Here is a 26262-nt window from a genome sequence, read left to right on the forward strand (position 1 = left end):
CACAAGCGATAGTGACGAAAACGATGCTGGATGGGACAGATCGTTTTCTGCGTGTCGTGGTGAGTCTGCTGTTACAGAACGTCTAGCGTTACCTGTACTACGAATACGTGGTGAGGCCCCGCTGAGGCAGGCGTGGCCTCTGGTGGTGATCTTACAAGGAGTTTATCAATATGATTCGCCGGGCAGCGTGGACGGTCCTCGCGGTTCGGGTCGTCCCTGTGACCGGCCTCTTCACAACCAGTTCCACCGGTAATTATTAACCGAGAAACCGGTATAGAGAGTGATCGCATCGTCGCGTCAACGACCGATCGCCGCCGACAGCTACTCGCCAGTCCCTCGGTTGAATTATAGCGGTCACCGCGATCAACGAGAGAAGTATGGCTTCAGACCTGCTCAGTGTGGACGTATTGTGAGTCTGTGGATATATTCCGATACCGCACCCAACTGTTCTTGATAACTCTCCCAACATACAGCGCCAAATTTTGTACTCTTCGAGGCATATATGTTAGCACGATTAGCAACAGAATCATTACGGTAAATCCTAGTTCAATTGCGTTCTTTCCCTCTGTTTGAGCAGCATCGTTATCATCATATCTAATATGTTCTAATAATAGACTCATATGTATCTCACGCTTTTGTTGTTCAGTCAACTGTTGATACAACTGATCCAGATCTCCATCACGGAATGCAGATCGTTGTTCCTCAGTAACTTCCCCAGTAGCTCGTAACCGGGCAAATTGGCCGTAAAGTAGCACCTCTCGGAGAGCCGAACCATAGATGCTAGAATCCCGCATCCTGAGTCTGTAGAGTGGCTCGTTGACATTTCCAATAGAATAATTCTCAGCAATCCGTAGCCAAAGGTCATAGTCCTCAGTATATCGAAAGTCCTCATCGTAACCACCAACACATTCTACAACACGTTTACGTATCAGTACAGAACCGTGAATGAACCGGTTGCCAGCCAGTAACTGGTCGCGAGTCACGGACTCCAATACGTGACGTTGAGAACGCCGTCCGTCAGCATACTCTAAGATTGCGCCCGTCCCGAGAAGAGCCAGAGACTCGTTCTCTTGTAAAACTTCGATTTGTCGTTCAAATCGCTTCGGGTGAGATCGATCGTCTGCGTCTTGGCGGGCGATATACACCCCGTTTGCCTCACGAATCCCACGATTCAACGCAGATGGGAGTCCAGATTTGTTTCTTTCAATTAGTGTAATATCGAGTCGATCTTCTGAGGTAATAATATCTACTGTACCATCAGTAGATCCATCATCTACGACCACCACTTCGAAATCACGAAACGTTTGTTCCGCAAGTCCATCCAACGCATCCTGTATGGCATTCGCTTCATTATAGGTGGGAAGAACGACACTAATCTCTGGCATTTTGCAGGGCGTTATACGTCGTATCAACCATGGGGTTATAACTATGAATGTTCTATGAGAGTTCGGCCAAGAATGTCCTTATCTGATTTCGTCGATAAATCGCAGGATTGGTACGCTCGAGCTGGACTCAGAGCAGTTCCACAAATTGGGTTGGATCTTGCTCATAGCGCGATCTCACGAGTCACCTCTCCGTTTATTTCTGGTGAGTCTGTGTACCAACGAGAGTGGGATATTCTCGTTGTCTTAGACGCTTGTCGAGTCGACATGTACGAAGATGTAGTGGGTGAGTGTGATTCCGTCTGGTCTGTTGGTGGGGCATCCCCTGAATGGCTCACAAATACGTTTGAGTCGAGAGACAATTCAGATACGGCATATATCACGGGGAACCCATTCTCTCGAGAATACCATGCTTCCCAGTTTGGCATGCTTGATGAAGTTTGGCAGTATGGGTGGGATGATCAGTTAGGAACAGTCCCTCCAGAACCCATTACGGACCGTGGGATTAGCGTGGCTCGAGAGCAGGCGTATGAACGAGTTATCCTTCACTATATGCAGCCACACTATCCGTTTATCGCCGAAGAGGACACTATCGGGTATATCGACCGGTCAGCGTTTGGCGGTGTGGGTGAAGACACAAACGAGGATATCTGGACAAGTATTAAGCTAGGTGAAACAACAGATATTGAGAAAATTCGGAGTGCATATTGGGACAATCTACGGTATGTATTTGACTATGTCGAGTTACTAATGGAAAATGTCGATGGAACAGTTGTGGTCACTGCAGATCACGGAAACGCCTTAGGAGAGTTTGGCATTTGGGGTCATCCAGTTGGTACCCCAGTCCCGGAAGTTCGTCGAGTTCCGTGGGACGTTTATTATTGTAATGATTCGAGAGAGTACTCGCCTAAAGAATGGGACACACGACAATCAACAACTGATGTGAAACAGCGGCTTGCGGACTTAGGCTATGTTAACGAACGGTAAAGTGCTAAGGTCAGTACGACGGGTCTATTCGAGATCGGTTCGGTCAATAATGCTATCTGCTTCAATCTGTGTTGTTGTTGTTTTACCAAGGATCTCGAAAAATTCGGATGCGGGGATTCCGGTACCGGGCCGTTTCGTTGTAATATTGGATTCAGTCAATTCAGCACCCTGAGGAATGACTGTTTTTGAAACAATACTGTGCCTCGCCCACTCCGCGATTCCAGCTTCCGTTTCAGTCGGTGGTACACGGTTTCCACGTGTCTCAACGACAACATTGGCATACTCAACAAGCTCACCGAGTTCGTCCGGTTCGATCGATACCTCCTGATCACCGCCGGGCAAGCGGCGATCAATCGTGAAGTGTTTCTCAATGATATCGGCTCCTTGAGCAAGGGCAACAACTGACGCTTCAATTCCTTGAGTATGGTCTGAAAAGCCAATTGGCGCGTTCAGAGCATCCTTCATTTCCTGTATCGCTCCCAAATTGACGTTCTCAATAGGGGTAGGATATTCGGACACACAATAGAAGAACGCAACGCGGTCGGTGTATTGACTGATGAACTCAGCTGCATCCTCAATTGCAGACATAGAGTGCATGCCAGTCGAGACAAGGAGTGGCTTTCCGGTTTTCGCCGCAATTTTGAGTATATGGTAGTTTGTTACTTCTCCAGATCCAATTTTGTACGCGGGAGTGTCAATCTCATCAAGAAGTTTCACAGCCTCCGGCGAGAATGGAGTTGATAAGAAATCAATTCCTTTACTTTGGCAATACTGCTGTAGTGTTCGGTGTTCTTCGATACTCAATGCCTGTTCAGACATCCGCTCATAGAGATCCTCCATATCGAGACTCTCCATTCCTGGAGCAGACATCTCCGCTTCGGGAATATGGGTTTGGAACTTGATCGCATCTGCACCTGCTGCTGCTGCCTCTTCAATAAATACCTTCGCGAGGTCTATCCGCCCAAGATAGTTCACTCCCGCCTCTGCGATGATGTACGGGCCAGTTGAGTCAGCAAAGATACCCTCGATTGAGTTGGTGTCGCTCATTTCGTCTTTTCCTGCTCGTTGAGACGAGGAATAAGTTTCCGTACTAGCCAAAGATCGAAATGAGTGTCAACGTCAACAGACCGCTTCTCCGGCATAGTATAGAGCACTGTTTTTCCCGCTTGAAGACTCTCCGTAGCTAGAAATGCTGGGCTTGCCGTGATATAGATGGCCCCATTTTCCACATACTCTGGGGATTTATCCTGTCGGCGCTTCCGGTCATCGTTATAATTTTTTCGAACGGCTCCATCTGGGTGCTTCTCCCAGCGGTAACTATGATCCTCATAAACGGAGACCAACGAAGTCCCGTTAGACTCTTCGAATGTCATAATCGCGTTCTCGATATCATCCGCTGTTCGAAGTGGTGAGGTTGGCTGAAGAAGAACAACGTGAGTCCACTTATCGGCAGATTCGTGTTCTAAGGCATGTCTAATGACTGGTTCTGTTGGCGCCTCATCAGTCGCGAGCTCATCTGGGCGGAGATATGGAACCGTAGCCCCACACTCTACTGCTGTATCAGCGATCTCTTGGCTGTCCGTACTGACGACAACATCGTCAATACTTTCTGATTGCTGCGCAGCCTCGATTGAATGTGCTATGAGTGGTCTTCCAGCAACATCCACGATGTTTTTATTTTCGATACCCTTTGACCCACCTCTCGCAGGGATAAGGGCTACATACGATCTGTCGCACATACTATAGATTTAACTGCTCTGGCTTCATTGGCTGTTTCATTGTCAGGTCGGTCTGGCTGATAATTTCCTTCATTTTTTCACCTGTATTTCCATTTCCATAGAGGGTTGACCTCTCATATGGACCAACAGAGAGTTGCTGCTCAATACCTTTTTTAATATCCTCTGTATTACAGTCCACATCGAGGACGTTTGGCCCCCGCTCACGCATCTGTTGGCGGCCGCCAATATTCACTGTCGGCTTCCCTAGATACGAACATTCTCTGATCCCAACACTTGAGTTCCCAACCATACATGCTGAATTGCTCACAAGCGTCAGATAATCATCAGGATGCATATTAATGTAGAACCGGACATCGTCTGGAGATCGCTGATCTCGGTATTCACGGATCGCCTTCGAAACCTGATTCGTGCCAGCGTCCATGTTTGGCCAAAACCAGAACGCTTGTACATCAAGATCATCCACTGCGTTGATTAGCTCCCATGTCCGGTCATATTCGCTCATATACTCTGTTGCGACTGGATGATACTGAACGACGAGATAATCCTCATCTATATCAATCTGGGCTCCGACACCTGCGTAGTCTTCCTGTGGATCGTATCGATTGTCATCATTTTGTTCAATATCCTCAACAAGATCGATCGAGGGACAGCCAGTAAGAAACACCCGATCAGTTTCCTCACCTAACCCCTCAACAACATCTACACTTTTTTCTGTGGATACAAAGTGGTAATCCGCCATCTTCGTCGTCGCGTGGCGCACCTTTTCATCAATGGATCCAGTAATTTCTCCACCTTGTGTGTGAATGACCGGGATATTCAGATACGACGCAGCCAGAGTAACAGACATCGTTTCGTACCTATCTGCGATAGTGATCACTCCGTCTGGATCAAGTTCATCAAGTACGGAGGTAAATTCGATCATTCCAAGACCAGTTGTTTTCGCAGAGGCGACAGGTGTTCCCCCCTCCAATACGTTGTATAGCTCGCGCTCTATCTCGAGCCCGTCTTCACGCAACAACTCAGACAAAGTACCATATTTTCGGATCATAGATGCACCGGCAACGATGATGTCTAACTGAGTATCTGGGTCACTATCTAGCGCATGGAGAAGCGTGCCTGTGCGGGCGTAATTTCCTCTGCTAGTCAAGCAGATCGCAACGTGTGTCGACATACCGCTGGACAGCACCGTCATACCTAAATACGCTTCGAACCGTCTAAGCCAACAACACCATTACAATAGACACATTCTTTTTAAAATGAAAATAATTCTAACAGATCATTCTGATATTCCATCCAGACAGTTGGTAGGTGCGTCCCGTATTGTCACGTTCAACAATGAAGCGTACAACCAGATCGATACGGGAACAGTGGTGATGGGCTCGGACTATCAGCCTAATAATATCGCGACAGACGAAGAGTTTGATAAGCTCCGTGAATGGCTTGCCGATCAATTCATTTATGATGGAATTGACATTGGGCCGCTTATCCAAAATACGTTTATTGATCTGTTTGGGTACGAGCTTATCAGGCAAACTAAAACAATTAAAAATATTCTCCAAACGGAGCAACCAACAGAGGTAGTAGTTTACTCTAACCCGGTTCCTGTTTATGAATGGATCCCCCTCGGATCCGGGGAAATAATACCCGGTGTCCCTGAAGCCGTAGCTACTGCTGAAAATATTGAGGTTCAGGAGTACACGAAATCAATAACAGCAAGTCGTATTAAAGATCGAACTTTTAGATCAATTGGTCCGAGTGTTCTTCGACCACTTGATTGGGGGTCTGAGTTCATCTCACGAATGCGGGGTAACAGGCCATCACACGATTCGGATCTTGTTTTATTCGTGTTTACAAAAAACAATATCAATGTCGTTGAACCAGTCGTCGACGCGCTTGATGACCGTGTGAACACCACGGTAGTTACACATGCACATGGTTTTACGAATACTGGACAAGATATCTCAACCTCTTTGTCCAACTTGAATGTGCCAGTTGTCCCGTTAGCGAAGTATAGTTCACTCACATCGTACAAGGAGGAAATTAAAATAGTGAGACAATTGGCGAGGAACCCAGACTCTGCTCAACCATTTTCTGACCAGAAGCCACACAGTATCAGCGGAGTCAACCTCACACCCGCACTACAATCCCGCGGATGGCTGTATGCTGCCCTTCAATATCCCAGAGTCGCCCGGTATGTTCATATGATGCAGAATATGCTCAGAGCTGAACAACCACAGTCAGTTCTTCTGAAAAATGACGGACCCCTCCCGACACGAACAGTGGCAACGGCTGCAGAAAATAAAGGCGTTCCGACACTATTGGTCCAACACGGTGTAGATCTCCCGTCTCGGAGATATGTCCCTGTTTCAGATCAGATCGCTGTCTGGGGTGAACGGTGGCAAGAAGTGATGGAGAGGAAGGGCGTTGAGCGTGAGCGAATCAAGATTACTGGTGCACCACAATTTGACCATTTAGCTCGCTATTCTGCGAAAGATCAATCTCAAATCCGTGAGCAACTCTCTGTCTCTATTGACTGTGGAACATTTACTGTGCTTCTCGCTTCCCAACCCTTTGATGATACGATACGTTCCAATTTAGTCCAAACGGCTATCGGGGCAGTTCGTGACCTACCGAACGTGGAATTACTTCTTCGTCCGCACCCGAGAGAGGATACAGAACTTCACAAAAAAGCAGCTTCGGATATTCCAAATGTCCAAGTCGTTGAGAGTGATGATATTCATGATTTATTGTTTGCATCCGATGTTGTTTTAGCGCTCCGGTCGACAGTAGTGCTTGAAGCAAGCTTATTGAATCGACCAGTTGTGATTCTTGATGTTTCAGCTGAAAAGCCACCAATCGAAGAGTTTTCGGAGCAAAATGGATTTACCGAGGTTACGAATCGAGCCGAAGCGCGAGAATGTATTGAAGAAATGAAAGATAGCCCCAAAAGTGTAGCACGTTATACTAACCAACAGCCTAGATTTGGGAGAGAATACGCTCTCAACGAAGATGGAGGTGCAGCCGGTCGAGTTGCTAGAATCATACAAAATCTGATTGTATCCAAATCAAACTAGCTATTACTGCAGACCCTTGTTTGCCAGCAGATTGTATTATCTCTACTCTTGTTATATTTATATTAAGATATATGAGATCTATCAAAAACAATCAATCGAGAACCAACAACGGGGTGTCTGACACCTCCAATCACAATTATGTCGAATAGCGAACGATCCCAAAGATATACCCCAATCCCACAGACGCGGTTAATAAACAGAGTACAAAAAATTGTAATAAGCTCACCATTGGGAATGATCCCACGATGTTGCGGAGTCGCCTCGGAGCAGACTCCGTCAAAAGCATCTGAATGAATTCATCTTCTTCACCACTCTCGTCGTCGACGAACGACTCCATCGCCCGCTTCGAGTACCCCTGCCAGAACGCGCGGTCGACCAGCCACCGGAACTCCGTCCGGTACTCGAACACCTTGTGGGCTACCTCGGCCTCCGGGTCGTACCACACTCCCCGCCCATACTCCTCTCGCATCCGTGCGCACAGCTCCGTCTCCCCGCCCTGCAGATTCGCGTCGCCTTTCCGCCCCCCAATATCGGTATCGAACCCGCCTAACTCCGCGAACACGTCCGCCCGGAACGAGATGTTCGATCCGAACGTGTTCCGCACCTCGCCCGGCCCGTCGGCGAATCCGCGATGCGTCACGCCGATCAGCCAGTAGAACTCTTCGGGGAGGAACGACGGCTTCCCTGCGACCCACTCGGGCGTCATCTTCCCGCCGGCCGCGATCGCGTCCTCCTCTTCGTACGCCCGGACCAGCCGTTCGACCCACCCCTCGTCGGCGATCGCGTCGTCGTCGATGAACGCGACGACATCGCCAGACGCGATCTCGGCCCCGCGATTCCGACTCTCCAAGAGCCCGACGTTCTCGTCGTTGCACTCGATCACGATATCGTCGCGGTCGCCGTACTCATCCACGACGCGCTCGTACACCTCGGGCGTCCCGTCGACGATCACGACGAGCTCGACATCGTCGTGCGTCTGCGCGAGGACACTGTCGGCGGCCTCGCGGAAGTGATCGTACATGTCGAGCGTGTACGTACAGAGGACGACGGAGACCTTCACGGAGGCATACTCCCCGACCGGAGCGCTTAGACCTTCCGCCTCCGGTTGCTGGCTTTATCACAAGCCTTATGCGCGTTTTGCCAGTCGTTTTCACGTAATGAGTGACTCGAACGATCCACCGGCGGCGTCGGATCGGTCCCCCGCTGACCTCCTCGCACGGTGGTACCACGTCCCGGTTCTTCTCGGTGCACTGGCCTTCATGCTGTGGACCCGCCTCCAGTCGTACGGGAACTTCGTCCAGAACGGCCAGGTGTACTTCCGCGGCAACGACCCGTGGTACCATCTCCGCGAAACGATGTACATCATGGAGAACTACCCGAACCGGATGCCGTTCGACGTGTGGACCGGGTTCCCGATCGGGAATCAGGCCGGCCAGTTCGGCACCCTCTGGGACCACATCATGGCGGTCGGTATCTGGATCGCCCGCCCGATCATGGGCGGCGCCGAAGAGGTCATGCTCGTTATGGCGCCCATCGCTGGCGCCCTCGTCGCGATCCCGACCTACTTCATCGCGCGTCGGTTCGTCGACCGTTTCGCGGCTCTCGGCGCGGTCATCGTGCTCGCGCTCCTCCCGGGGACCTTCTTCAGTTACAGTCTCGTCGGGTTCCCGGACCACAGCGCGGCCGAGGTCCTCTTCCAGAGTTTCGCCGTCCTCGCGTTCCTCGTCGCCTTCGCGGTCGCCGAGCGTGAGGCACCGGTCTGGGAGCTCGTCGTCGACCGCGACTGGACCGCCCTCAGGCGTCCCGCTGCGTACGCGGCGGCCGCGGGCGTCGCGCTCGGCCTTTATATATGGACGTGGCAGCCCGGCATTCTGATGGTCGGGTTTACCGGAATCTTCCTCGCGGTCAAGATCCCCAGCGATGTGTTCCACGGGAAGAGCCCGGAACCCACCGCCTTCGCGGGCGCGGTATCGATGATCGTCGCCGGCCTGATGCAGGTCATCCCGCTCGACACGTTCTCGTTCGCGGTGAGCGAGTACTCGTTCCTCCAGATCGTCCTCCCGCTCGTCGTCGCGCTCGGCGCGGTCTTCCTCGCGTGGCTCGCCCGTCAGTGGGAGTCGCGCGACCTCGACGCCACGACGTACCCGCCGGCCGTCGGCGGTCTCATCCTCGCCTCTGCCGGCATCGTCTGGCTCGCGGTCCCCTCTCTGTGGTCAACGCTCACGGGGAGTCTCCTCAACACCGTCGGCTTCTCGGCCAGCGCCGGCGCTCGCACCATCGGCGAGGCCCAACCCCCCCTCCAAGACGCCTCCTTCGCCGACTTCGTCCTCTCGCAGTACGGTCTCGCCTTCTTCCTCGCCCTCATAGCCGTCCTCTACATCGTCGCGCGTCCCCTCTATCGCTCCGACGACACGAACCACACGCTGTACATCCCGGCCGCACTTGCCGTGGTCGGCTCCGTCTACGCGGTCCCCCAACTGTACGACGCCGTCGGCGGCGTCGTCGGCGTGAGCTGGCAGGTGATCGGGCTCGCCATCGCCGCGGCCTTGCTCGTCGGCGCGACGTTCCTCGTCGAGTACGACTCGGAGGAGCTCTACTTCGTCGTGTGGGCGGCGTTCATCGGGAGCGCCGCGTTCACGCAGGTTCGCTTCAACTACTACCTCGCGGTGATCGTCGCGGTCGGCGCGGCGTACTTCGTCCAGGTGGCGGTCAACTTCCTCCGGCTTCACACGCTCGACGACGCCCGCGACATCGAGGGATGGCAGGTGATGGGGACGCTCGTCCTCGTCGTCGTCCTGATCGTCCCGCTGGTCGCGATGGCGACGCCGGTGTGGGCCGCGGGCGCGAACACCGGCCCCGGCAGCGTCACGCAGTGGGACGGAAGCCTCCAGTGGATGAACGACGAGACGCCCACGCCGGGCGAACTCGAAGGCGCCGACAACCCCATGGAGCTGTACGGCACCTACGAGCGCCCCGCCGACGGCGACTTCGAGTACCCGGAGGGCGCCTACGGCGTGCAATCGTGGTGGGACTACGGTCACTGGATTACCACGCGCGCCGAGCGCATCCCGAACGCGAACCCGTTCCAGCAGAACGCGGGCGCCGCCGCTGACTACCTGCTCGCACCCAGCGAGGAGGCGTCTCGCGAGGTACTCGCCAGCCAGAGCACCGAAGGCGAGAACACTCGCTACGTGATGGTCGACTGGCAGATGGCCTCGCCGAACTCCAAGTTCGGCGCGCCCGTCACGTTCTACTCGGGCAACGAGACCCGATCGGACTTCAACCGCGTCCTCTACCAGCAGACGGAGCAGGGCGGGTTCCAGACGGTGATGCAGGTGAACACCCAACGGTATCACGAGAGCCAGATGATCCGCCTGTACGAGCACTACGGCAGCGCGGTCGACCCCGAGCCGGTCGTCGTCGACTGGGAGACGCAGAGCGCCCAGACCGCGAGCGGCGAGCAGGTGGAGGTCGACACGCTCCCGAGCGATCCGAGGGCGACGATCCGACAGTTCGACAACGTCTCGGCCGCCCGCGCGTACGTGGAGGAAGACGGGAGCGCCCAGCTCGGCGGGATCGGCAACCTCCCGTCGGAGCGCGTCGAAGCCTTAGAGCACCACCGGCTGGTCCACGCGTCGCAGTCGCAGGGACAGTCGCCCTCGGCGCGACAGGTGCAGATCCTCCAGCAGCTCGGCGTCGACGTCCAGAACGTTCTCGGCGAGTCGGTCCTGCAGGCGTTCCAAGACGACTTCGTGAAGACGTTCGAACGCGTGCCGGGCGCGACGATCGAGGGCTCGGGCGCCGAGCCCGGACAGGAGGTCGAAGCGACCGTCGAACTCGAAAAGCCCACCGGCCAGACGTTCGAGTACACCCAGTACGCCGAGGCGGACGAGAACGGGAACTTCGAGCTGACGGTCCCGTACTCGACGACGGGCTACGACGAGTTCGGCCCCGACAACGGCTACACGAACACGAGCGTCCGCGCGGCCGGTCCGTACAACGTCACCACTGAGGCGACCACCGGCGACGACCGCTACACGACCCAGCGCGTCGGGCAGGTCGCGGTGACCGAGGGGCAAGTCGTCGGCGCGGACGACGCGGCGGCGACGGTCGAACTCGAAGAGGAGGTCATCGACTGCCCAAGCGGCGACCCCGAGTGTCCGATCGACCAGAACGACGGCGGGAGCGGTGACGGAAGCAGTGACGACGGCGGCTCCGGTAACGAGACCGCCTCGCTGGCCGGGGACTCGGCCACCGCCGAGTTGACCGCCCTCGACGGGGCGAGCGCGTAACTCGCCATGGTCGGCCTCCGGGACTGGGCGACGCTGTACCTGAAGGGCGTCGCGATGGGTAGCGCGGACGCGGTCCCCGGCGTCTCCGGCGGCACCATCGCGCTTATCGTCGGCATCTACGAGCGGCTGATCGCGGCGGTCACCGCGATCGATCCCGCGCGGCTCCGACGGCTACTCGCGGGCGTGCGTCCCGCGAACATCCCGGACGCGCGCGCCGCGTTCCACGAGATCGACGGCGCCTTCCTGTTCGTACTCGGCGCGGGGATCGGAACGGCCGTGATCGTCGTGTTGAGCGGCGTCAACTACCTCTTAGCGACCCGTCCGGTCGCGACCTACGGGTTCTTCTTCGGGCTGATCGCGGCGAGCGCGGCTGTGTTGCTCGGCGGGGTCGCGCTCGATACGCCGCGTCGGAAGGCGGCGGCCGTCGCCGGCTTCCTCCTCGCGTTTCTCGCGTCGGGATTCGCTTCGACCGGCCTCGGCAGTTCGCTGCCGGTCGTCTTCGTCGCCGGGGCGGTCGCGGTCAGCGCGATGGTGCTGCCGGGGATCTCCGGGTCGCTGCTGCTCGTCGTGCTCGGCCAGTACGAGTACATGTCGGGGACCGTGAGCCGGGCGGTCGACGGGCTCGTCGCGGTCGCGCGCGGGAACGGGAGCGACGCGCTCGTCGCAACGCTTCCGCCGGTCGCGACGTTCCTCGTCGGCGGCGTCGTCGGCCTGTTCACGATCGCCCACACGGTTCGATACGCGCTCGCCCGCGCCCGGGCCGCGACGCTGGCGTTTCTCGTGAGTCTCGTCGTGGGCGCGCTTCGGGCGCCCCTCGCCGAGGTCTCCATCCGGTTGGCGGAGAGCGGCGAGTCGTGGCGGGCCGCCGCGCCGCGGTTCGCGCTGGCGGCGGTCGCCGGCGCGGCGTTCGTGCTCGTGTTGGACCGGTACTCCGCGGCGATCGAGTACTGATCGCGGTCGCCGGTCATCGGGTTCCGTTTTGAGGGTGACTGAGTCGTCGCGTACCGCAGGTTAAAGTCGGCGCTCGCCAAATCCGGGACCGATGCGAACGCGCCGGACCCTGCTGGCATCTGGTGTCGCCGGACTCGTCGGACTCGCCGGGTGCGCCGCCACGCCACCGACTGCAGACGGCGGAACTCGAGAAGCGACCGGCGACGGCTCGGCCGAGGGCGACGGCGGCTCGGACGCGGGCGAGGCGGATGACGACGCAGACGGCTCCGGCGGGAGCGACGCGACCCGGATCGGATTCGTCGGCGACCTGATGCTCGGCCGGAGCGTCAACGAGCGGTGGGCCGACGACGACTCCGAGAACGTCTGGGGCTCGACGCTGCCACGGCTGCAGGAACTCGACGGGCTGGTCGGGAACCTGGAGTGTTGCGTCTCCGATCGCGGGACGCGTTGGCCGGACAAGGGGTTCTACTTCCGGGCGGCCCCCTCGTTCGCCGTGCCGGCCCTGGAGGCCGCGGGCGCCTCGTTCGTCTCGCTCGCGAACAACCACGTCCTCGACTACGGCGAGCCCGCGCTCCGGGACACCGAGTCGCACTTGACCGAGGCGGGGATCGCACACGCCGGCGCCGGCACCGACGTCGAGTCGGCGCTCGAACCCGCGACCTTCGAAGCGGACGACCTGACCGTCGCGGCGTTCGGCCTCACCGACCAAGCCGAGGAGTTCTCGGCGGGGGCGTCGAAGCCGGGGACCGCGTTCGCGACGCTCGATCCCGCCGTGCCCGCGACCCGCTCGCTCGTCGAGGGACTCCTCGACAGCGCGGCGGAACACGACCCCGACCTCGTCGTCGCCTCGCTCCACTGGGGGCCGAACTGGGAGACCGAACCCCGGGCGGTCCACGAGCGGTTCGGCCGGTGGCTCGTCGAGCAGGGCGTCGACGTGGTCCACGGCCACAGCGCGCACGTCCTCCAAGGCGTCGAGGTGTACCAGGGGCGCCCGATCATCTACGACGCGGCGGACTTCGTCGACGACTACATCAGCTATCAGGACCGCGAGGGCGTCCGAAACAAGCGGACCGCCCTCTTCGAACTGGTCGTGCGCGACGGCGACCTCGACGAGCTGGCCGTCGAGCCGATCGCGATCGCCGACGAGGCGGCGACGCTCGCGGACGACGATATCGCCGAGTGGGTACGCGATACCCTCGCAGAGCGTTCTGAACCGTTTGGGACCGCAGTCGAGCAGAGGGACGACCGGTTGGCGTTCCCGCTGGGAGAGGACTAAACCCTCCCGACGGCTGCTGGCGTCCAAACGCTATTGCGTCGCAGCCGTCAACGACGACCGTGACGAACACCAACCGCGAGTGGCTGTTCGCCGAGCGGCCCGACGGCGAACCCGACATGGACTGCTTCGAACTGCGCGAGACGGACGTACCCTCCCCCGCCACCGGCGAACTCCTCGTTCGGACGCGATTCCTCTCGGTCGACCCGTACATGCGCGGGCGGATGCGCGACGCCGAGTCGTACGCCGAGCCGTGGGACGTGGGCGACGCGCTCAAAGGCGGCATCGTCGGCGAAGTGGTCGAGAGCGCGAGCGACGCGTACGCCGAGGGCGATCTCGTGACGGGCGAGGGGCGGTGGGCCGACTACGCGACCCTCGACGCCGACGACGTCGCGCCGGTCGATCCGACGGTCGCGGACCCGGAGGCGTACCTCGGCGTCCTCGGCATGCCCGGCCGGACCGCCTACTTCGGCCTGCTGGAGGTCGGGGAGCCGAAACCCGGCGACACCGTCGTCGTCTCCGGCGCCGCGGGCGCGGTCGGGTCGGTCGTCGGCCAGATCGCCAAGCGGAACGGCTGTCGCGTGGTCGGATTCGCCGGCAGCGACGAGAAGACGGCGTGGCTCACCGACGAGCTCGGTTTCGACGCCGCGATCAACTACAAGGCGACCGACGACTATCGCGCCGCGCTCGACGAGGCCGCGCCCGACGGCGTGGACGTGTACTTCGACAACGTCGGCGGCCCCATCACGGACGCCGTGTTCACGGAACTGAACCTCGACGCGCGAGTCGCGGTCTGCGGGCAGATCGCGCACTACAACGACGAGGAGGTCCCGACCGGGCCGCGGAAGCTCCCGCAGCTCATCGCGGTGCGAGCGCGGGTCGAGGGGCTGCTCGTCGCCGACTTCGCGACCCGATTCGGCGAGGCGAGCGAGCGACTCGCGCGCTGGGTCGCGAGCGGTGAGCTCCAACACCGCGAGACGGTCGTAGAGGGGTTAGAGAACGCCCCCGACGCCTTCCTCGGGCTCTTTGCGGGCGACAACATCGGCAAGCAGGTGGTGCGGGTGTCGACGGCGGCGGAGTGACGCTCGCGGCGTGAGCGCGGGGCGAAGGGCCTCAGATGGCGGGTCCGATCTCTCCGAGCGCGTCGGCGTCGTCGATCGCCACCGACAGTTCGACCGTGGCCTCGCCCAGCAGTTCGAGGCGGTCGCGGAGGTCGGCGTCGTCGATCGTCCCCTCCTCGAACTGGTCGGCGTCCGCGTAGGTGGCACCGCCCACTGCGTGTGCACCGAAGAACGCGAACGCCGGGCGGAGCTCCTGATCGACCGCGAGGAAGTGGTGGTCCGTCGCGCCGGTCGCGACGAGCCCGACCGCCGCGTTCTCGAAGGGGGCGGCGTCGCCCTGCCACTGGCCTCGCGGAACCATGTCGAGGAGGTTCTTGAGGGCACCCGAGTACGAGCCGCGGTACACCGGCGTTCCGACGACGTAGGCGTCGGCCTCGACGATCCGGTCGAGCGCCTCGGCGGTGTCGCCCTCGTAGTTGTCGATGCCGCGACCGTCGGCGGTTTCGAGGTCGTAGTCGGCGAGGTGGAGTACGTCGGTCTCGACGGCGTGTCGCTCTGCCGCCGCGTCCAACGCGACCTCGACCGCGGTTCGCGTTCGAGAGTCGGCGGAGACGCTGCCGACGATCCCGAGGAGAGTCCGGTCCGCCATCTATCGGGCCACCTTCGCACCGCCGACTTCCTCGATCTCGTCGACCGCGTCGACCTCGTCGGGATCGAGCGGGTCGGCCTCGTCGATCGCCGGGATGATCGTCTCGCCGAAGCGTTCGAGTTCCTTCTCGAAGTCGAGGAACCCCGCGAGGACGATGTCGATCCCGATCGCGTCGAGTTTCCGGACCCGGTCGACGATCTGGTCGTCGGTCCCGATGAGTCCGGTCTTGAAGCCGTCGTTGTACTGCACGAGGTCCTCGAAGTCGGAGTCGGCCCACATCCCTTCGCCCTCATCCGACGACTGGCCGGCCTCCTTCACCTGGTCTTTGAACGCGTCGACCGCCTCGTCGGTGGCGTTCTCGATGATCCCCTCCAGGACCTCCTTCGCCTCCTCTTCGGTGTCGCGCTGGATGACGAACGCGTTCGCGGCGAACCGCGGCGGCTCCGTGCCGAACTCCTCGGCGTACTCCTCGACGTCGTCGATGACGGCGCGGATCTCCTGGAGGCTCCCGCCGTTGATGAAGAGCACGTCGGCGTGTTTCGCGGCCATCTCCCGTGCGGCCTGCGAGTTCCCGCCCTGGAACACCTGCGGGTACGGGTCCTGGATCGGTTTGGGCTCTAGCGGCGCGCCCTCGAACCCGTCGATCCCCTTCCCGATCGTGTAGAACCGACCGTCGTAGGTCGCGCGCTCCTCGGTCCACAGCGCTTTCAGCACCTCTATGAACTCCGACGAGCGGGCGTACCGCTCGTCGTGTTCGAGCCACGGCTGGCCGAAGCCGGTGAACTCCCCCTTGAACCAGCCGGAGACGACGTTGATCGAGAACCGCCCGTCGCTGATGCGATCGGCGGTCGAGATGAAGTTCGCCAGCGGGCCGGGCTCCCACAGGCCGGGGTGGACCGCCCCGATCACGTGTAGCTCGTCGGTCTGCGCCGCGAGCGCGTTGGCGATCGACAGCGCCTCCAGCTGTTTGTCCGCGCCGTAGCTGCCGAAGAACCGAGCCTGTGCGAGCGCGTAGTCGAATCCGACCGACTCCGCCGTGCGGGCGAGATCGAGGTTGTAGTCGTACGTCCAGTCCGTCTCCGTCTCCCAGTCCGAGACGACCAGCCCGCCGCTGACGTTCGGCACCCAGTACGCGAATTCGGTGTCCATACCCGCTCATCTCCCCGTGTCGTCTTAACCCGGTCCTCGTCGGCCAGCTCTGTCGGGGGTCTCCGATAGCGGCCGCGTTTGTGCGGGAACCTCGTCACCGGCAAGAGTTGTCGCGGCTCCGGTGGCTGGGATCGACGGCCCGACATCTCCCGAAATCACTTATAAAAATGGTCGAGGCTCACCCGTTCGCGTCAATGTGTGCGGGACCGGATTCGAACCGGAGGAAGACGTGCTCACTCGCTCCGCTCGTTGCGCGCGACTTCCAGGGTTCGAACCCTGCACCCATTTGCGGCTCACGGGTTGCTCGCCGCAAAATGCGCGGGACCGGATTCGAACCGGCGGACCCCTACGGGATAGCGTCCTAAGCGCTACGCCTTTGGCCTGGCTCGGCAACCCGCGCGCGACCGAGCGTAGGCGAAACCGACTCAAGAACCTGACGAACCGTCGACGGCGACACGCGTACATATCTGCGGTGGCGCGTGCCTGCGAGCACCCGAAGGGTGTGAGGAGCACGCGCGAGGGAGTCGCTGGCGGCGGTAGCCGCCAGCGACAGGGCGAGAGCGGAGCTCTCGCTTGCAACCGGACGCAGTCCGGTGACGAGGCTGGGGAGGCGTGAGGTGCGGTGCCGTGCGGGTGGGTGGGACTCAAAGGGGCAGCCGCGAGGGCGGCGCAGGCGACGTAAGCACTGCAGGGAGGAACGAAGTGAGCGACCGAAGCGCGCAGCGAGCGTGCGTCGCCCTCGCGGCTGGGGCTTTGGAGGTGTTCGCCGTCGATCTGCGCTCAACCGTTTCTAAGCGATCGACTGAGACGCGATCGACACCCTGATCGACGTATAAACAGCCGCTAACAACCCCCGTCACCGCGTATCAACAGTACTCGCAGTCGCAGTACGCCTCACACACCGGGTTGTCGCAGTCGGCGCCGCGAGCCGAGCAGTGCTCTCGGCCGTGCCGGATCAGCAGGACGTGAAGCGGGTAGATCAACTCGTCGGGAACCAGCTCGTCGAGCGCGTCGTGAGCCGCCTGATTCGACACCGACTCCGGTACCAACCCGAACCGCTTAGAGACGCGCTCGACGTGGGTGTCGACCGCCATCGTCGGCTTTCCGAAGTGGAAGTTCAACACGACGCTTGCCGTCTTCGGTCCCACGCCTTTGATCTCCGTGAGCCAGTCTTTCGCGTCGTCGGTCGCCATCGCGTCGAGGAACGCCAGCGAGTACGCGCCGCCGGTCTCCTCGCGGATCGCGGCCAGCGCGCGCTGGATCCGGGCGGCCTTCTGGTCGGCGAGCCCCGCCACGCGGATCGTCTCCTTCAGCGCCTCGTGGTCGGCCGCCTCGATCGCCGCGAAGTCGTCGTACCGGTCGAACAGCGCCTCCGTGGCCCGGCTCGTGTTCTCGTCAGCGACGTTCTGCGAGAGAATCGTCGTCACGAGCTGCCGGACCCCCTCGCCGGGCTCGGCGGTCGGGTCGGCGCCGTGTTCGGCGACGCGGTCAACCGGCTCGTACAGCGACACCAAGTCGTCGTGGAGGTCGCGAACCTCCGTTTCGGTCCACGCGTGCGTCGACATACCCGCTCTACGGGCGGCGCGGACTTGAGAGCGACGACCGAGGGGAGTCGCTCCCGAGCACTCCAGATCTCCCGCGCGACCTTTTTAAGCCGGTGCGCCCAACTGCGGGCATGTACCGAGCGAGCGATCGCGTCGACAACGCGGCGTGGATCGACCGGCTCGACGACGCGTGCGCGACGCTCGACCTCGACGAGGAGACGCTGTCGACGGCGACGGACCTGTTCCTGTCGCGCGCCCCCGATGACGAGCGGGGGAAGCGCGTCGCCGCGGCCGCCAGCCTCTACGCCGCCGCGCTGATCCGCGGCCAGGAGCGGTCGCAGTCCGCCGTCGCCGACGCGATGGACGTCTCCCGACTTTCCGTTCAGAAGCGCTGGAAGCCGATCTTGGAGGACGCCGGCTTCTCGCCGCCGACGTGGTAAATCGGACGGTTCCGGCGTCGACCGTCCTCACGGCCTGTCGCTCCCTTAATCTCGCTTCGGCGTCGCCACGACGCCGAGGTGGTCCTCGTGGAACCGGTCGAGCCGCCCCGTCTCCAGGATCTCGTAAGCCTCCCGAAGCCGGTCGAGCGCGCTCTCGAACACCGTCTCCGGGGCCGCCGTCACGTCTTCGCTGCGCGCCTTGATCGCCAGTAGCAACCGCCCGTCGTCGGCGAGGAACCGCGCGTTGCGAACGGCGACCTCGGCCTGCCCGCGCGTCGCCACGTCCTGCACGATCGCGTCCACGTCGCTCTCGACGACGTGCGCGTAGCGGGTCGGCGTCCGCGCGTCCTTTAAAAGCGGGAACAGCCGCTCCCGGGGCTCGGCCGCCTCGACGAGGTCCCGCGCCGGCCGCGGCGCGAACTCCACCGCGTACGTCGGCCCCGCGAAGTCCGCGACGTGGCTGACGGTCGTCCCGCTGGCCGCGCCGAGGTAGAGCACCGCCTCGCCGCCGGACAGCCCCGTCTCGAACCCGAGCTCGAACATCCCTCCGAGCTTCGAGCGGCCGGGGTCCCACGCGCGCCACCCGTCCGCCGTCGGCTCGCCGTACACCGGCGGGCCGCTGGTCGCCAGCCGAGTCTCCCCGTCGATCTCGCGGCGCTCGACACCCGCCGGCAGGTCGGGGTCGGTCATGCGTCGCCCTCCGTGTCGGCGTCGGTGTCGCCGCCGCCGTCGCTCCCACCGTCTCCGCTACCGTCCCCCTCCTCCGCACGCGCTCGGATCGTCGCCATCCGCTCGCGGAGCTCCTCGTGGAGCGTCTCGCGGCGCTCGCCCGAGTAGTGGTCCACTCGGGCCGCGAGCGTCAGCTTGCCCGCGAGCGCCCGCGAAGCCGATCCCCGGTCCTCGGGTCGCGTGTTCCGCACGTACTCGTGCGTGTAGATGATCCCGTGTTTCGGCGAGGGAGCGCGCCCGGAGAGGTGCGCGAACAGGGCGTCCTCCGCGCCGAGCACCTGCACGGTCCCCGAGGGCTTCTTCGCGAGCGGCTCCAGTCCGCCCGCGAGCGCGATCAGCCGCGCCGCGAGCTCCGGACCGGCCATCTCGGCGAGGTTCGGCGCCACCGCCGGAGCGATCCGGTCGATCGTCTCGGCGAGCGCGTCGCGCTCCGCGGCGAGGTCGACGACGCGCGCCGCGAGCGAGACGGCGCGCCGCTCCAGCTCGCCGTCGGGCTCGCGCTCCGCCACGGCGCGAGCGCCCTCGATCCCCGGTTCGGCGTCGTCGAACAGGCTCCCGGCCCACTCCGCGGCGCGCTCGGCCAGCTCGTTGGCGGTGCGCTCGCAGTCGTCCATCGCCCGCACGGCGTGGATCAGCTGCTGGTCGTCGGCGCGCTCGCGCTCGCGGACCGCCTCGCGGGTCGCGGCCACGGTCGCCTCGTGGAGGCGGTCGTAGTAGTAGTCGCTCGAGCCCGCGAACCCGGAGTCCACCGCGAGTCCGGGCCAGTCGCGCGGCTGGTCGGCCTCGCCGTCGAGGATCCGGGCGCGGAGCGCCGACTCGTCGTCCGTCGCCTCGGAGCCGGCCGGCGAGCCGCCCGCGAACCAGCCGGCGTCCGCGCTGTCGTCGGTGTCGGTCATTGCCCGTGGCTACTTCGTCCGGTCGTATAGGCGTTCCCGAAACGACGGCGGGGCTACTCGGCGTGAAAAACGGAACCGCTGCTGCTACTCGTCGGCCAGTTCGATCGTCGCGGCCGCGTCGTCGGCGTCGTTCGCGTCGTCACCGTCGGACCGGAACTCCGCGAAGACGCCGTCGGGGTTGCTCCGCACGTCGGCGAGCGTCGCACCCGCGAGCCCGCCGAGCGCGCCGCCGGTGCTCGCCGCGTTTCGGCTGACCAGTCCGCCGACGGCGGCGCCGACCGCCGCCCCAACCGCCGCGTACTTCGCTCGGGACAGCGCGCCCTTGATTCGGGATCTCATACGCCACACTTCGTTGCGGGATCTCAAAAACCTGTCGTCGGTGTAAGGACGGAAAAATCGCGGCGAGCTCACTGCAACCGCTTCGTCGTCTCCACGAGGGGATGGCGCGCGTAGTCGACGACTTCGATGTCGGTGATATCGTCGAGTCCCTCCTTCTCGGCGGTTTTGGCCATCCCGAGATCGACGGGGTGATCGGGAACGATCACGTACGCGTCCATCTCGTCGATCCCCGCCTCGTGGGCCGCCATCACGCGGTGGTGGCCGTCGGCGAGGTGGAGCGTCCCGCCGTTGTCGATGACGACGAGCGGCTCCGCCAGCCCGCGCTCCAGCTCGTACTTCCGCCCCTCCAGCTCGTCGGCGTACACGCGGGCCTGCGTCGGCGTGAGGTCGGTGAGTTCCACCTCGCGGCGCTCCTCGGAGAGCCCGACGCCGTGGATCTGTTCGAGCGTGCGCATCAGTTTGCCCACCTTGCTCGGCGTGGCGCGCTCGATCTGCGAGCGGACCACGTCCGTGTTCGAGATGATCCCGACGAGGTTGTCCGCGTCGTCGACGACCGGGAGCCGCTGGATCCCGGACCGGAGGATGACGCGCGCGGCGTCGGTCACCTTCATGTCCGGGTGCGCCACGATGAGGTCGTCGGACATCACGGTGAAGACGGGGGCCTCGTCGTCGGCGAGCAGGAGGTCAGCGGCCGAGACGAACCCCTCGACCGTCCGGCCCTGCGTGACGGGGAACCCGTTGTGGCCGTCGCTTTCCGCCATGCGTCGTGCGACCGACTCCACCGTCTCGTCGGGGCTCACGGTTTCGACGTCGCGGGTCATGTACTCGCCGACGGTCGGTTTCCCGCTCATCGTCAGGCGTTGGCTCCGGCGGATTAAAAAGGGGATGGAGGCGTCCTCACTTCGCGCCGTCCCGCTCAGGTCCCCACGGAACGGGTTCCGAGGCCTCGTGGGCGAGGAACTCCACCACGTTGACGACGTAGTGCGCGACGACGACCGCGAGGAGGCTGCCGGTGGCGACGAACAGCCCCGCGAGCGCGAGGCCGAGCCCGACGGCAACGGCGATCCCGAGCCACCCCTGCGCGCCGTGACCGAGTCCGAACGCGACCGACGAGGCGGCGACGAGGAGCCACGGGTCAGTCGCGAAGCCGACCGCGAGCGCACCCACCAGCGCGCCGCGGAACAGCGCCTCCTCGAAGACCGCAACGACCGGGAGCGAGACGGCTAAGAGCAGGACCCACTCGTCGGACCCGGTGGGTGCCATCGCCTCGCGGAGCCGCGTCGAGGGCGCGACGCCGGCCCGGGCGCCCAGCCGCGCGGCCGCCTCGTTGCCGGCGGCCAAGACGAGCCCCGCGCCGACGCCGAGGGCGACGAGCCCGGGGCTCCCGAGAGAGGCGACCGCCGGCGCGCCGAGCGTCGGGTGCGCCCCGCCGATCCCGAACGCCGACGCCGGCACTGCGGCCCACCACGCGATCGCGACGAGGACGGCCAGTGCGAGCGCCTGCGAGGCGGCCGCGTTGGCTAGCAACAGGCGCGTCGTGAGGATCGGTCGGTCTCGCTGGTCCCGCCGGTCGGCGTTCGAGGGCGAGCCGGCGTCATCGTCGCGGTCGACACCGGCGACGTCGCTCCGCGAATCGACGAGCCGGGCGCTCTCGAGGAGGCGTCGAGAGCGGCGGGCGAAGAACAGGAGCAGCAGCGTCAGGGCGACGACGCAGGCCGCGAACGTCGCCCAGTCGGACATCGGAGCGGTTGGGGGACGCTACCCTACTGCGGGCTCGGGCTGGAGGGACCGGAGACGCTCCCCTCCTTCAGCGTCGACCCCGTGATCGACTTCAGCCGGGAGACGAGCGAGTCCTTCTCGGTCTCGCCCTCCAGGGCGATGTCGAGGACCTCGCTGATGTGCGAGACCGGGATGACCTCGATCATGTCCTCGTACTCGTCTTCGATCATCACGTCCTGCTCGTTCGCCTGCGGGATGATGACCCGGGTACAGCCGGCCTTCGCGGCCGCCTCGATCTTGTGGGTGACGCCGCCGACGGGGAGCACGTCGCCCCGCACCGACAGCGAGCCCGTCATCGCGAGGCTCTGGTCGACGCCGACGTTCTCCAGCGCGGAGATGACCGCGGTCGCGACCGTGATGGACGCGGAGTCGCCGTCGACGCCCTGCTGGCCCGCCTGCACGAACTGGATGTGGATGTCCATCTCCGAGATGTTCTCGTCGGAGAACTTCTTGATGATCGCGGAGACGTTCGACACCGACTCCTGTGCCATCTCCTTCAGCTGACCCGTGGCGATCACTTCGCCGGGCCCCTGCGAGGGCGCGACCTCGGCCATCACCGGGAGCATGATCCCGGAGTCCTCGCCCATCACGGCGAGCCCGTTGACGCGGCCGACGACGTAGCCGTCGGAGACCTGCAGCTCGTAGTCCTTCCGGCGCTCGATGAAGTCGTCCGCGAGCTGCTGTTCGATGGAGCGCGAGCGCCCCTTCGCCTGCAGCACGTGATCGCGGGTGGTCAGCTCGGCGTCCTCGCCGCGGGCGATGTCGCCGGCGACGCGGACGAGCCCGCCGAGGTTCCGGAACAGGAGGGTGAGGTGGCCCTTCCGGCCGGAGCGGCGCTTGGCCTCGAGGATGACCTCCTCGATGGCATCGGCCGAGAACTCCGGCAGGCGACCGTCCTTCGCGACCTCTTGGGCGATGAACCGGACGTACTTCCGACGCATCTCGGGGGTGTCCTCGATGGTGTCCTCCATGTACACCTCGTAGCCGTACCCCTTGATACGGCTGCGGAGCGCCGGGTGCATGTTCTCCATCGCGTCGAGGTTCCCGGCCGCGATCATGACGAAGTCGGTCGGGACGGGCTCGGTCTGGACCATCGCGCCCGAGGAGCGCTCGGACTGGCCCGTGATCGAGAACTCGCCCTCCTGGATCGCCGTCATGAGGTGCTGCTGGCTGCGGATGTCGAGCGTGTTGATCTCGTCGACGAACAGCACGCCCTTGTTCGCCTTGTGGATGGCGCCCGCCTCGACGCGGTCGTGGCTGGGCGTCTCCATCCCGCCGGACTGGAACGGGTCGTGCCGGACGTCGCCGAGCAGCGCGCCGGCGTGCGCGCCGGTCGCGTCGCGGAACGGCGCGGTCTTCGTGTCGCCGTTGTTCACCAGCAGGTTCGGGATCATCGCGTCCGACCCGCGGTTCAGGTAGCGGAAGACGAGGTAGACGACCCCGGCGGCGATGATGCCGACGAGGATCTGGCCGACGATGATGAGCGCGTAGCCCAGCACGACGGCGATGATTATCCACATCAACAGCGACCGCATCTGGTTGCGCTTGCGCGCCTCCTCGCGGTGCGCGTCGACGATCTGGTCGCCCTTACCGGCGGGGACCGTCCGGACCTTCGGCTTGTTGCCGTCGTCCGGGTTGTGGTAGACCAGCACGTCCTGCAGCTCCTCTTTCGGGAGCAGCTCGGACATCGCCTTCGCGAGCATCGACTTCCCGGTCCCGGGTGAGCCGATCATCATCACGTGGCGGCGCTGCTTGGCCGCCTTGATGATCACGTCGCGGGCGTGCTCCTGCCCGATGACCTGGTCGACGAGGCGGTCGGGTATTTCGAGTTCGGCGGTCGTGTCGATCTTGAGGCCGCCGAGGAGGTCGTCCTCGTCGGGGTCCTCCTCGATCTCGGCGCCCTCGACCTCGACGGAGCTGCCGAGCTCGTCGATGCCGCCGCCCTCGTTCGCTTCGGTGACACCCTCGGGGGTGGCGCCGTTCGCTTCCTCGGGGCCCGTCCCGGCGCCGTCCGATTCGGGTTCGTCGACGACGACCCCGTCGTCCCAGACCTCGTCGGGCTCGGCCGGTTCATCGGCGACCGACTCCTCCTCGGAGGTCGGATCGCCGGCACCGTCGGGCGCGTCGACGCCGTCGTCCGCCGGTGCGCGGGCGCCGTCGTCGCGGGCGTCCTCGCCGTTCCCCGTCGAGTCCGGGGTCCCGACGCCGGACTCGTCCGGCTCCTCGGGGTCCTCGGTCGGCGGGTCGTTCGCGTCCTTTTCGTTGCTCATAGAATCGGTTTCGCTACGAAAAACGAAGGGTCGGCAACTGATATACTTTCTCCCCGCGGACGATCGGTGTACAATTCCAAGAACAAGCGCTATACGGTCCATATCACGCGATATCACCTGTTGCCGGCTCCCACGAGGTTTATAAACGAGGCTCCCGCTACGTGGATCCATGCGCGGGTTCTACATCGGGCGGTATCAACCGTTTCACGACGGCCACCGACACATGGTCGAGGAGATCGCGGCCGAGGTCGACGAGCTCGTGTTGGGGATCGGTTCGGCCGGGGACTCCCACACCACCCGGAACCCGTTCACGGCCGGCGAACGCGTGATGATGGTGACGAAGGCCGTCCAAGAACTCGACGTCACCACCTACGTCGTTCCCATCGAGGACCTCGACCGCAACTCCGTGTGGGTGAGCCACGTCCAGAGCATGACCCCGCGGTTCGACGTGGCGTACTCGAACAACCCGCTCGTCGTTCGGCTGTTCGAGGAGGCAGGCGTCGAGGTGCGCCAGTCGCCGATGTTCCGCCGCGACGTGCTGGAGGGGACCGAGCTTCGCGAGCGGATGATCCACGGCCGCGACTGGACCGATCTCGTCCCCGACGCCGTCGTCGAGGTGATCCGCGAGGTCGACGGCGTCGAGCGCATTCGCCGGATCGCCGAGACCGATTCGATAGGGAACGAGCCGTCCGACGCGTAGCCGGCGGCCGCTCGCCGCCACTCCCGCTGTGAATTCCCGTCCGCTCCACCGTCCTTTTAAGAGCGAGCCGAACCGCCGATCGTCTATGATCACGCTCGCCTCCGACTTCGGTTCGCCGTACCCGGCCGCGATGAAGGGAGTGATTCGACGCCACACCGACGCCGAACTGATCGACGTCGCTCACGACCTGCCGCGCGGCGATCCGCGGGCGGCCGCCTTCTGGCTCCGGTTCGTGCTCCCCGAGTTCCCGCCGGCCGTCCACTGCGCGGTGATCGATCCGGGCGTCGGCACCGACCGCGACGCGCTGGTCGTGCGCGCCGGCTCGCACGTCCTCGTCGCTCCCGACAACGGGCTCGCGATGCCGCCGGCTCGGGCGCTCGCGGGGGAGAAGAAAGGGAAAGAAGAAGCGATGGAAGGGGTAGGGGAAGCGATGGGAGGGGAGGAGACAGCGATCGAGGCGTTCGTCGTCGACGTCGACGAGCCGGCGAGCGAGACGTTCCACGGTCGCGACGTGTTCGCGCCGACCGCGGCCCGAATCCGGGTGGCGCTCGACGGCGCCCCGGCGGAGGCCACGCCCGGGGAGGTCTCCGAGGTGCTCACGTCGATGGACGACCTCTCGCCGGCGACCGACCCGGTCGACCTCGTCCTCCCGGAGCCGAGCGTCGAGCGCGACGACGCGGGCGACCCGGTCGCCGTCGAGGGCGAGGTGCTCGCGATCGACCGGTTCGGCAACGTCGTCACCAACGTCCCGGGCGAGCTGATCCGCGGCCGCGACTGGGTCCGGATCAACGAGGACCTCACCCCGGTCGCCGAGACGTTCGGCGCGGTCGACCCGGGCGAGCGGCTCGTCACCGTCGGGAGCCACGGCTACGTCGAGTGCGACGTGAACGACGGGCGCGGCGACGGCGCGTTCGACCTCCGGCCCGGGGACTCGGTGCGGATCGTCGCCGACAACGTGAGCCTGTAGCGGGGGCGACCCCCGTCAAGCGGACTCACCTCTCCCGGGGA

The 26262-nt window shown here is 62.9% G+C and carries 23 protein-coding genes, 1 tRNA gene and 1 pseudogene; 10 read left to right on the top strand and 15 right to left on the bottom strand.

From position 1 onward, the window contains the following. Positions 1-2: 2 nt before the first annotated feature. Positions 3-253, top strand: a pseudogene (locus FGL94_RS02900) (ISH3 family transposase); the annotation flags it as partial. Positions 254-383: 130 nt separating this feature from the next. Here the strand turns inward: FGL94_RS02900 and FGL94_RS02905 are convergent. Then, positions 384-1385 carry a glycosyltransferase gene (locus FGL94_RS02905; RefSeq protein WP_144920757.1) on the bottom strand — a complete coding sequence of 334 codons (1002 nt, stop codon included), beginning with the start codon at positions 1383-1385 and terminating at the stop codon, positions 384-386. 264 nt (positions 1386-1649) lie between these two features. Between FGL94_RS02905 and FGL94_RS02910 the strand changes: the two genes are divergently transcribed. Beyond that, entirely contained in the window at positions 1650-2369 is a 720-nt protein-coding gene (locus FGL94_RS02910) for an alkaline phosphatase family protein (protein ID WP_144920759.1), read from the top strand. A gap of 24 nt (positions 2370-2393) precedes the next feature. Here the strand turns inward: FGL94_RS02910 and FGL94_RS02915 are convergent, their stop codons facing one another. From FGL94_RS02915 to neuC, 3 genes are read right to left on the bottom strand one after another with little or no spacing between them, the layout of a single operon-like run. Continuing rightward, positions 2394-3416: an N-acetylneuraminate synthase family protein gene (locus FGL94_RS02915; protein WP_144920761.1), complete on the bottom strand. Its 1023-nt coding sequence runs from the start codon at positions 3414-3416 to the stop codon at positions 2394-2396. After that, positions 3413-4108, bottom strand: coding sequence for an acylneuraminate cytidylyltransferase family protein (locus FGL94_RS02920; RefSeq protein WP_144920763.1), 696 nt, complete (start codon positions 4106-4108; stop codon positions 3413-3415). The genes FGL94_RS02915 and FGL94_RS02920 overlap by 4 nt, the downstream gene beginning before the upstream one ends. 1 nt (position 4109) lies before the next feature. Continuing rightward, entirely contained in the window at positions 4110-5279 is a 1170-nt protein-coding gene (neuC, locus tag FGL94_RS02925; RefSeq protein WP_144920765.1) for a UDP-N-acetylglucosamine 2-epimerase, read from the bottom strand. Positions 5280-5364: 85 nt separating this feature from the next. On the opposite strand from neuC, the gene FGL94_RS02930 reads away from it, so the two are divergent. Then, positions 5365-7182, top strand: coding sequence for a CDP-glycerol glycerophosphotransferase family protein (locus FGL94_RS02930; RefSeq protein WP_144920767.1), 1818 nt, complete (start codon positions 5365-5367; stop codon positions 7180-7182). A gap of 136 nt (positions 7183-7318) precedes the next feature. On the opposite strand, the gene aglG is transcribed toward FGL94_RS02930, so the two are convergent. Then, the gene (aglG, locus tag FGL94_RS02935) at positions 7319-8242 is read right to left on the bottom strand and encodes a glucosyl-dolichyl phosphate glucuronosyltransferase (RefSeq protein WP_144920769.1); all 924 of its coding nucleotides are present in this window, start codon (positions 8240-8242) and stop codon (positions 7319-7321) included. A 97-nt stretch (positions 8243-8339) separates the two neighbouring features. Between aglG and FGL94_RS02940 the strand changes: the two genes are divergently transcribed. The 4 genes from FGL94_RS02940 (at position 8340) to FGL94_RS02955 (ending at position 14780) form a co-directional block, all read left to right on the top strand. Further along, positions 8340-11474: an oligosaccharyl transferase, archaeosortase A system-associated gene (locus FGL94_RS02940; RefSeq protein WP_144920771.1), complete on the top strand. Its 3135-nt coding sequence runs from the start codon at positions 8340-8342 to the stop codon at positions 11472-11474. A 6-nt stretch (positions 11475-11480) separates the two neighbouring features. After that, positions 11481-12425, top strand: a complete 945-nt coding sequence (locus FGL94_RS02945) for a DUF368 domain-containing protein (protein WP_144920773.1) — start codon at positions 11481-11483, stop codon at positions 12423-12425. 91 nt (positions 12426-12516) lie between these two features. After that, on the top strand, positions 12517-13701 hold the full coding sequence (locus FGL94_RS02950; RefSeq protein WP_144920775.1) for a CapA family protein: 1185 nt from the start codon (positions 12517-12519) through the stop codon (positions 13699-13701). 59 nt (positions 13702-13760) lie between these two features. Continuing rightward, on the top strand, positions 13761-14780 hold the full coding sequence (locus FGL94_RS02955; protein ID WP_144920777.1) for an NADP-dependent oxidoreductase: 1020 nt from the start codon (positions 13761-13763) through the stop codon (positions 14778-14780). A gap of 31 nt (positions 14781-14811) precedes the next feature. Here the strand turns inward: FGL94_RS02955 and FGL94_RS02960 are convergent, their stop codons facing one another. From FGL94_RS02960 to FGL94_RS02975, 4 genes are all read right to left on the bottom strand, one after another. After that, positions 14812-15408: an NADPH-dependent FMN reductase gene (locus FGL94_RS02960; RefSeq protein WP_144920779.1), complete on the bottom strand. Its 597-nt coding sequence runs from the start codon at positions 15406-15408 to the stop codon at positions 14812-14814. Continuing rightward, complete coding sequence (gene sfnG / locus FGL94_RS02965; protein ID WP_144920781.1) at positions 15409-16557, bottom strand: dimethylsulfone monooxygenase SfnG; 1149 nt, start codon at positions 16555-16557, stop codon at positions 15409-15411. Between the two features lie 315 nt (positions 16558-16872). Continuing rightward, positions 16873-16957 (bottom strand) — tRNA-Leu (locus FGL94_RS02970). Positions 16958-17423: 466 nt separating this feature from the next. Continuing rightward, positions 17424-18122 (bottom strand): endonuclease III domain-containing protein, encoded by a 699-nt coding sequence (locus FGL94_RS02975; RefSeq protein WP_144920783.1) that lies wholly within the window; start codon positions 18120-18122, stop codon positions 17424-17426. A gap of 110 nt (positions 18123-18232) precedes the next feature. Here FGL94_RS02975 and FGL94_RS02980 point away from each other — a divergent pair, with 110 nt between their 5' ends. Next, positions 18233-18541 carry a cyclin gene (locus tag FGL94_RS02980; protein WP_095636185.1) on the top strand — a complete coding sequence of 103 codons (309 nt, stop codon included), beginning with the start codon at positions 18233-18235 and terminating at the stop codon, positions 18539-18541. 45 nt (positions 18542-18586) lie between these two features. Here FGL94_RS02980 and FGL94_RS02985 read toward each other — a convergent pair whose 3' ends face one another. The 6 genes from FGL94_RS02985 to lonB form a co-directional block, all read right to left on the bottom strand. Beyond that, complete coding sequence (locus FGL94_RS02985) at positions 18587-19231, bottom strand: fibrillarin-like rRNA/tRNA 2'-O-methyltransferase (protein ID WP_144920785.1); 645 nt, start codon at positions 19229-19231, stop codon at positions 18587-18589. Beyond that, entirely contained in the window at positions 19228-20166 is a 939-nt protein-coding gene (locus FGL94_RS02990; RefSeq protein WP_144920787.1) for an NOP5/NOP56 family protein, read from the bottom strand. The genes FGL94_RS02985 and FGL94_RS02990 overlap by 4 nt, the downstream gene beginning before the upstream one ends. Before the next feature lie 84 nt (positions 20167-20250). Next, on the bottom strand, positions 20251-20505 hold the full coding sequence (locus FGL94_RS02995; RefSeq protein ID WP_144920789.1) for a glycine zipper domain-containing protein: 255 nt from the start codon (positions 20503-20505) through the stop codon (positions 20251-20253). A 68-nt stretch (positions 20506-20573) separates the two neighbouring features. After that, a complete protein-coding gene (locus tag FGL94_RS03000) occupies positions 20574-21356 on the bottom strand; it encodes a CBS pair associated ParBc domain-containing protein (protein ID WP_144920791.1) in 783 nt (260 codons plus the stop codon). A 46-nt stretch (positions 21357-21402) separates the two neighbouring features. Beyond that, entirely contained in the window at positions 21403-22245 is an 843-nt protein-coding gene (locus FGL94_RS03005) for a CPBP family intramembrane glutamic endopeptidase (protein WP_144920793.1), read from the bottom strand. 23 nt (positions 22246-22268) lie between these two features. Next, entirely contained in the window at positions 22269-24554 is a 2286-nt protein-coding gene (lonB, locus tag FGL94_RS03010) for an ATP-dependent protease LonB (protein WP_144920795.1), read from the bottom strand. A gap of 169 nt (positions 24555-24723) precedes the next feature. On the opposite strand from lonB, the gene FGL94_RS03015 reads away from it, so the two are divergent. Then, positions 24724-25254 (top strand): nicotinamide-nucleotide adenylyltransferase, encoded by a 531-nt coding sequence (locus FGL94_RS03015; protein ID WP_144920797.1) that lies wholly within the window; start codon positions 24724-24726, stop codon positions 25252-25254. Between the two features lie 85 nt (positions 25255-25339). Continuing rightward, positions 25340-26221, top strand: a complete 882-nt coding sequence (locus FGL94_RS03020) for an SAM hydrolase/SAM-dependent halogenase family protein (protein ID WP_144920799.1) — start codon at positions 25340-25342, stop codon at positions 26219-26221. The last annotated feature ends 41 nt before the right edge of the window (positions 26222-26262 follow it).

Source organism: Halorubrum salsamenti, from assembly GCF_007671685.1.
In the GTDB taxonomy this organism is placed as follows: domain Archaea; phylum Halobacteriota; class Halobacteria; order Halobacteriales; family Haloferacaceae; genus Halorubrum; species Halorubrum salsamenti.

Bases quoted from the DNA above. Each gene is read 5' to 3' on its own strand.
- FGL94_RS02945 (WP_144920773.1), top strand. From the start codon at position 11,481: ATGGTCGGCCTCCGGGACTGGGCGACGCTGTACCTGAAGGGCGTCGCG.
- FGL94_RS02910 (WP_144920759.1), top strand. From the start codon at position 1,650: ATGTACGAAGATGTAGTGGGTGAGTGTGATTCCGTCTGGTCTGTTGGT.
- FGL94_RS02950 (WP_144920775.1), top strand. From the start codon at position 12,517: ATGCGAACGCGCCGGACCCTGCTGGCATCTGGTGTCGCCGGACTCGTC.
- FGL94_RS02930 (WP_144920767.1), top strand. From the start codon at position 5,365: ATGAAAATAATTCTAACAGATCATTCTGATATTCCATCCAGACAGTTG.
- FGL94_RS03015 (WP_144920797.1), top strand. From the start codon at position 24,724: ATGCGCGGGTTCTACATCGGGCGGTATCAACCGTTTCACGACGGCCAC.
- FGL94_RS02905 (WP_144920757.1), bottom strand. From the start codon at position 1,385: ATGCCAGAGATTAGTGTCGTTCTTCCCACCTATAATGAAGCGAATGCC.
- FGL94_RS02960 (WP_144920779.1), bottom strand. From the start codon at position 15,408: ATGGCGGACCGGACTCTCCTCGGGATCGTCGGCAGCGTCTCCGCCGAC.
- FGL94_RS03005 (WP_144920793.1), bottom strand. From the start codon at position 22,245: ATGTCCGACTGGGCGACGTTCGCGGCCTGCGTCGTCGCCCTGACGCTG.
- FGL94_RS02915 (WP_144920761.1), bottom strand. From the start codon at position 3,416: ATGAGCGACACCAACTCAATCGAGGGTATCTTTGCTGACTCAACTGGC.
- FGL94_RS02920 (WP_144920763.1), bottom strand. From the start codon at position 4,108: ATGTGCGACAGATCGTATGTAGCCCTTATCCCTGCGAGAGGTGGGTCA.
- FGL94_RS02985 (WP_144920785.1), bottom strand. From the start codon at position 19,231: ATGACCGACCCCGACCTGCCGGCGGGTGTCGAGCGCCGCGAGATCGAC.
- neuC (WP_144920765.1), bottom strand. From the start codon at position 5,279: ATGTCGACACACGTTGCGATCTGCTTGACTAGCAGAGGAAATTACGCC.
- FGL94_RS02995 (WP_144920789.1), bottom strand. From the start codon at position 20,505: ATGAGATCCCGAATCAAGGGCGCGCTGTCCCGAGCGAAGTACGCGGCG.
- FGL94_RS02990 (WP_144920787.1), bottom strand. From the start codon at position 20,166: ATGACCGACACCGACGACAGCGCGGACGCCGGCTGGTTCGCGGGCGGC.
- lonB (WP_144920795.1), bottom strand. From the start codon at position 24,554: ATGAGCAACGAAAAGGACGCGAACGACCCGCCGACCGAGGACCCCGAG.
- FGL94_RS02940 (WP_144920771.1), top strand. From the start codon at position 8,340: ATGAGTGACTCGAACGATCCACCGGCGGCGTCGGATCGGTCCCCCGCT.
- FGL94_RS03000 (WP_144920791.1), bottom strand. From the start codon at position 21,356: ATGAGCGGGAAACCGACCGTCGGCGAGTACATGACCCGCGACGTCGAA.
- sfnG (WP_144920781.1), bottom strand. From the start codon at position 16,557: ATGGACACCGAATTCGCGTACTGGGTGCCGAACGTCAGCGGCGGGCTG.
- FGL94_RS03020 (WP_144920799.1), top strand. From the start codon at position 25,340: ATGATCACGCTCGCCTCCGACTTCGGTTCGCCGTACCCGGCCGCGATG.
- FGL94_RS02980 (WP_095636185.1), top strand. From the start codon at position 18,233: ATGTACCGAGCGAGCGATCGCGTCGACAACGCGGCGTGGATCGACCGG.
- FGL94_RS02975 (WP_144920783.1), bottom strand. From the start codon at position 18,122: ATGTCGACGCACGCGTGGACCGAAACGGAGGTTCGCGACCTCCACGAC.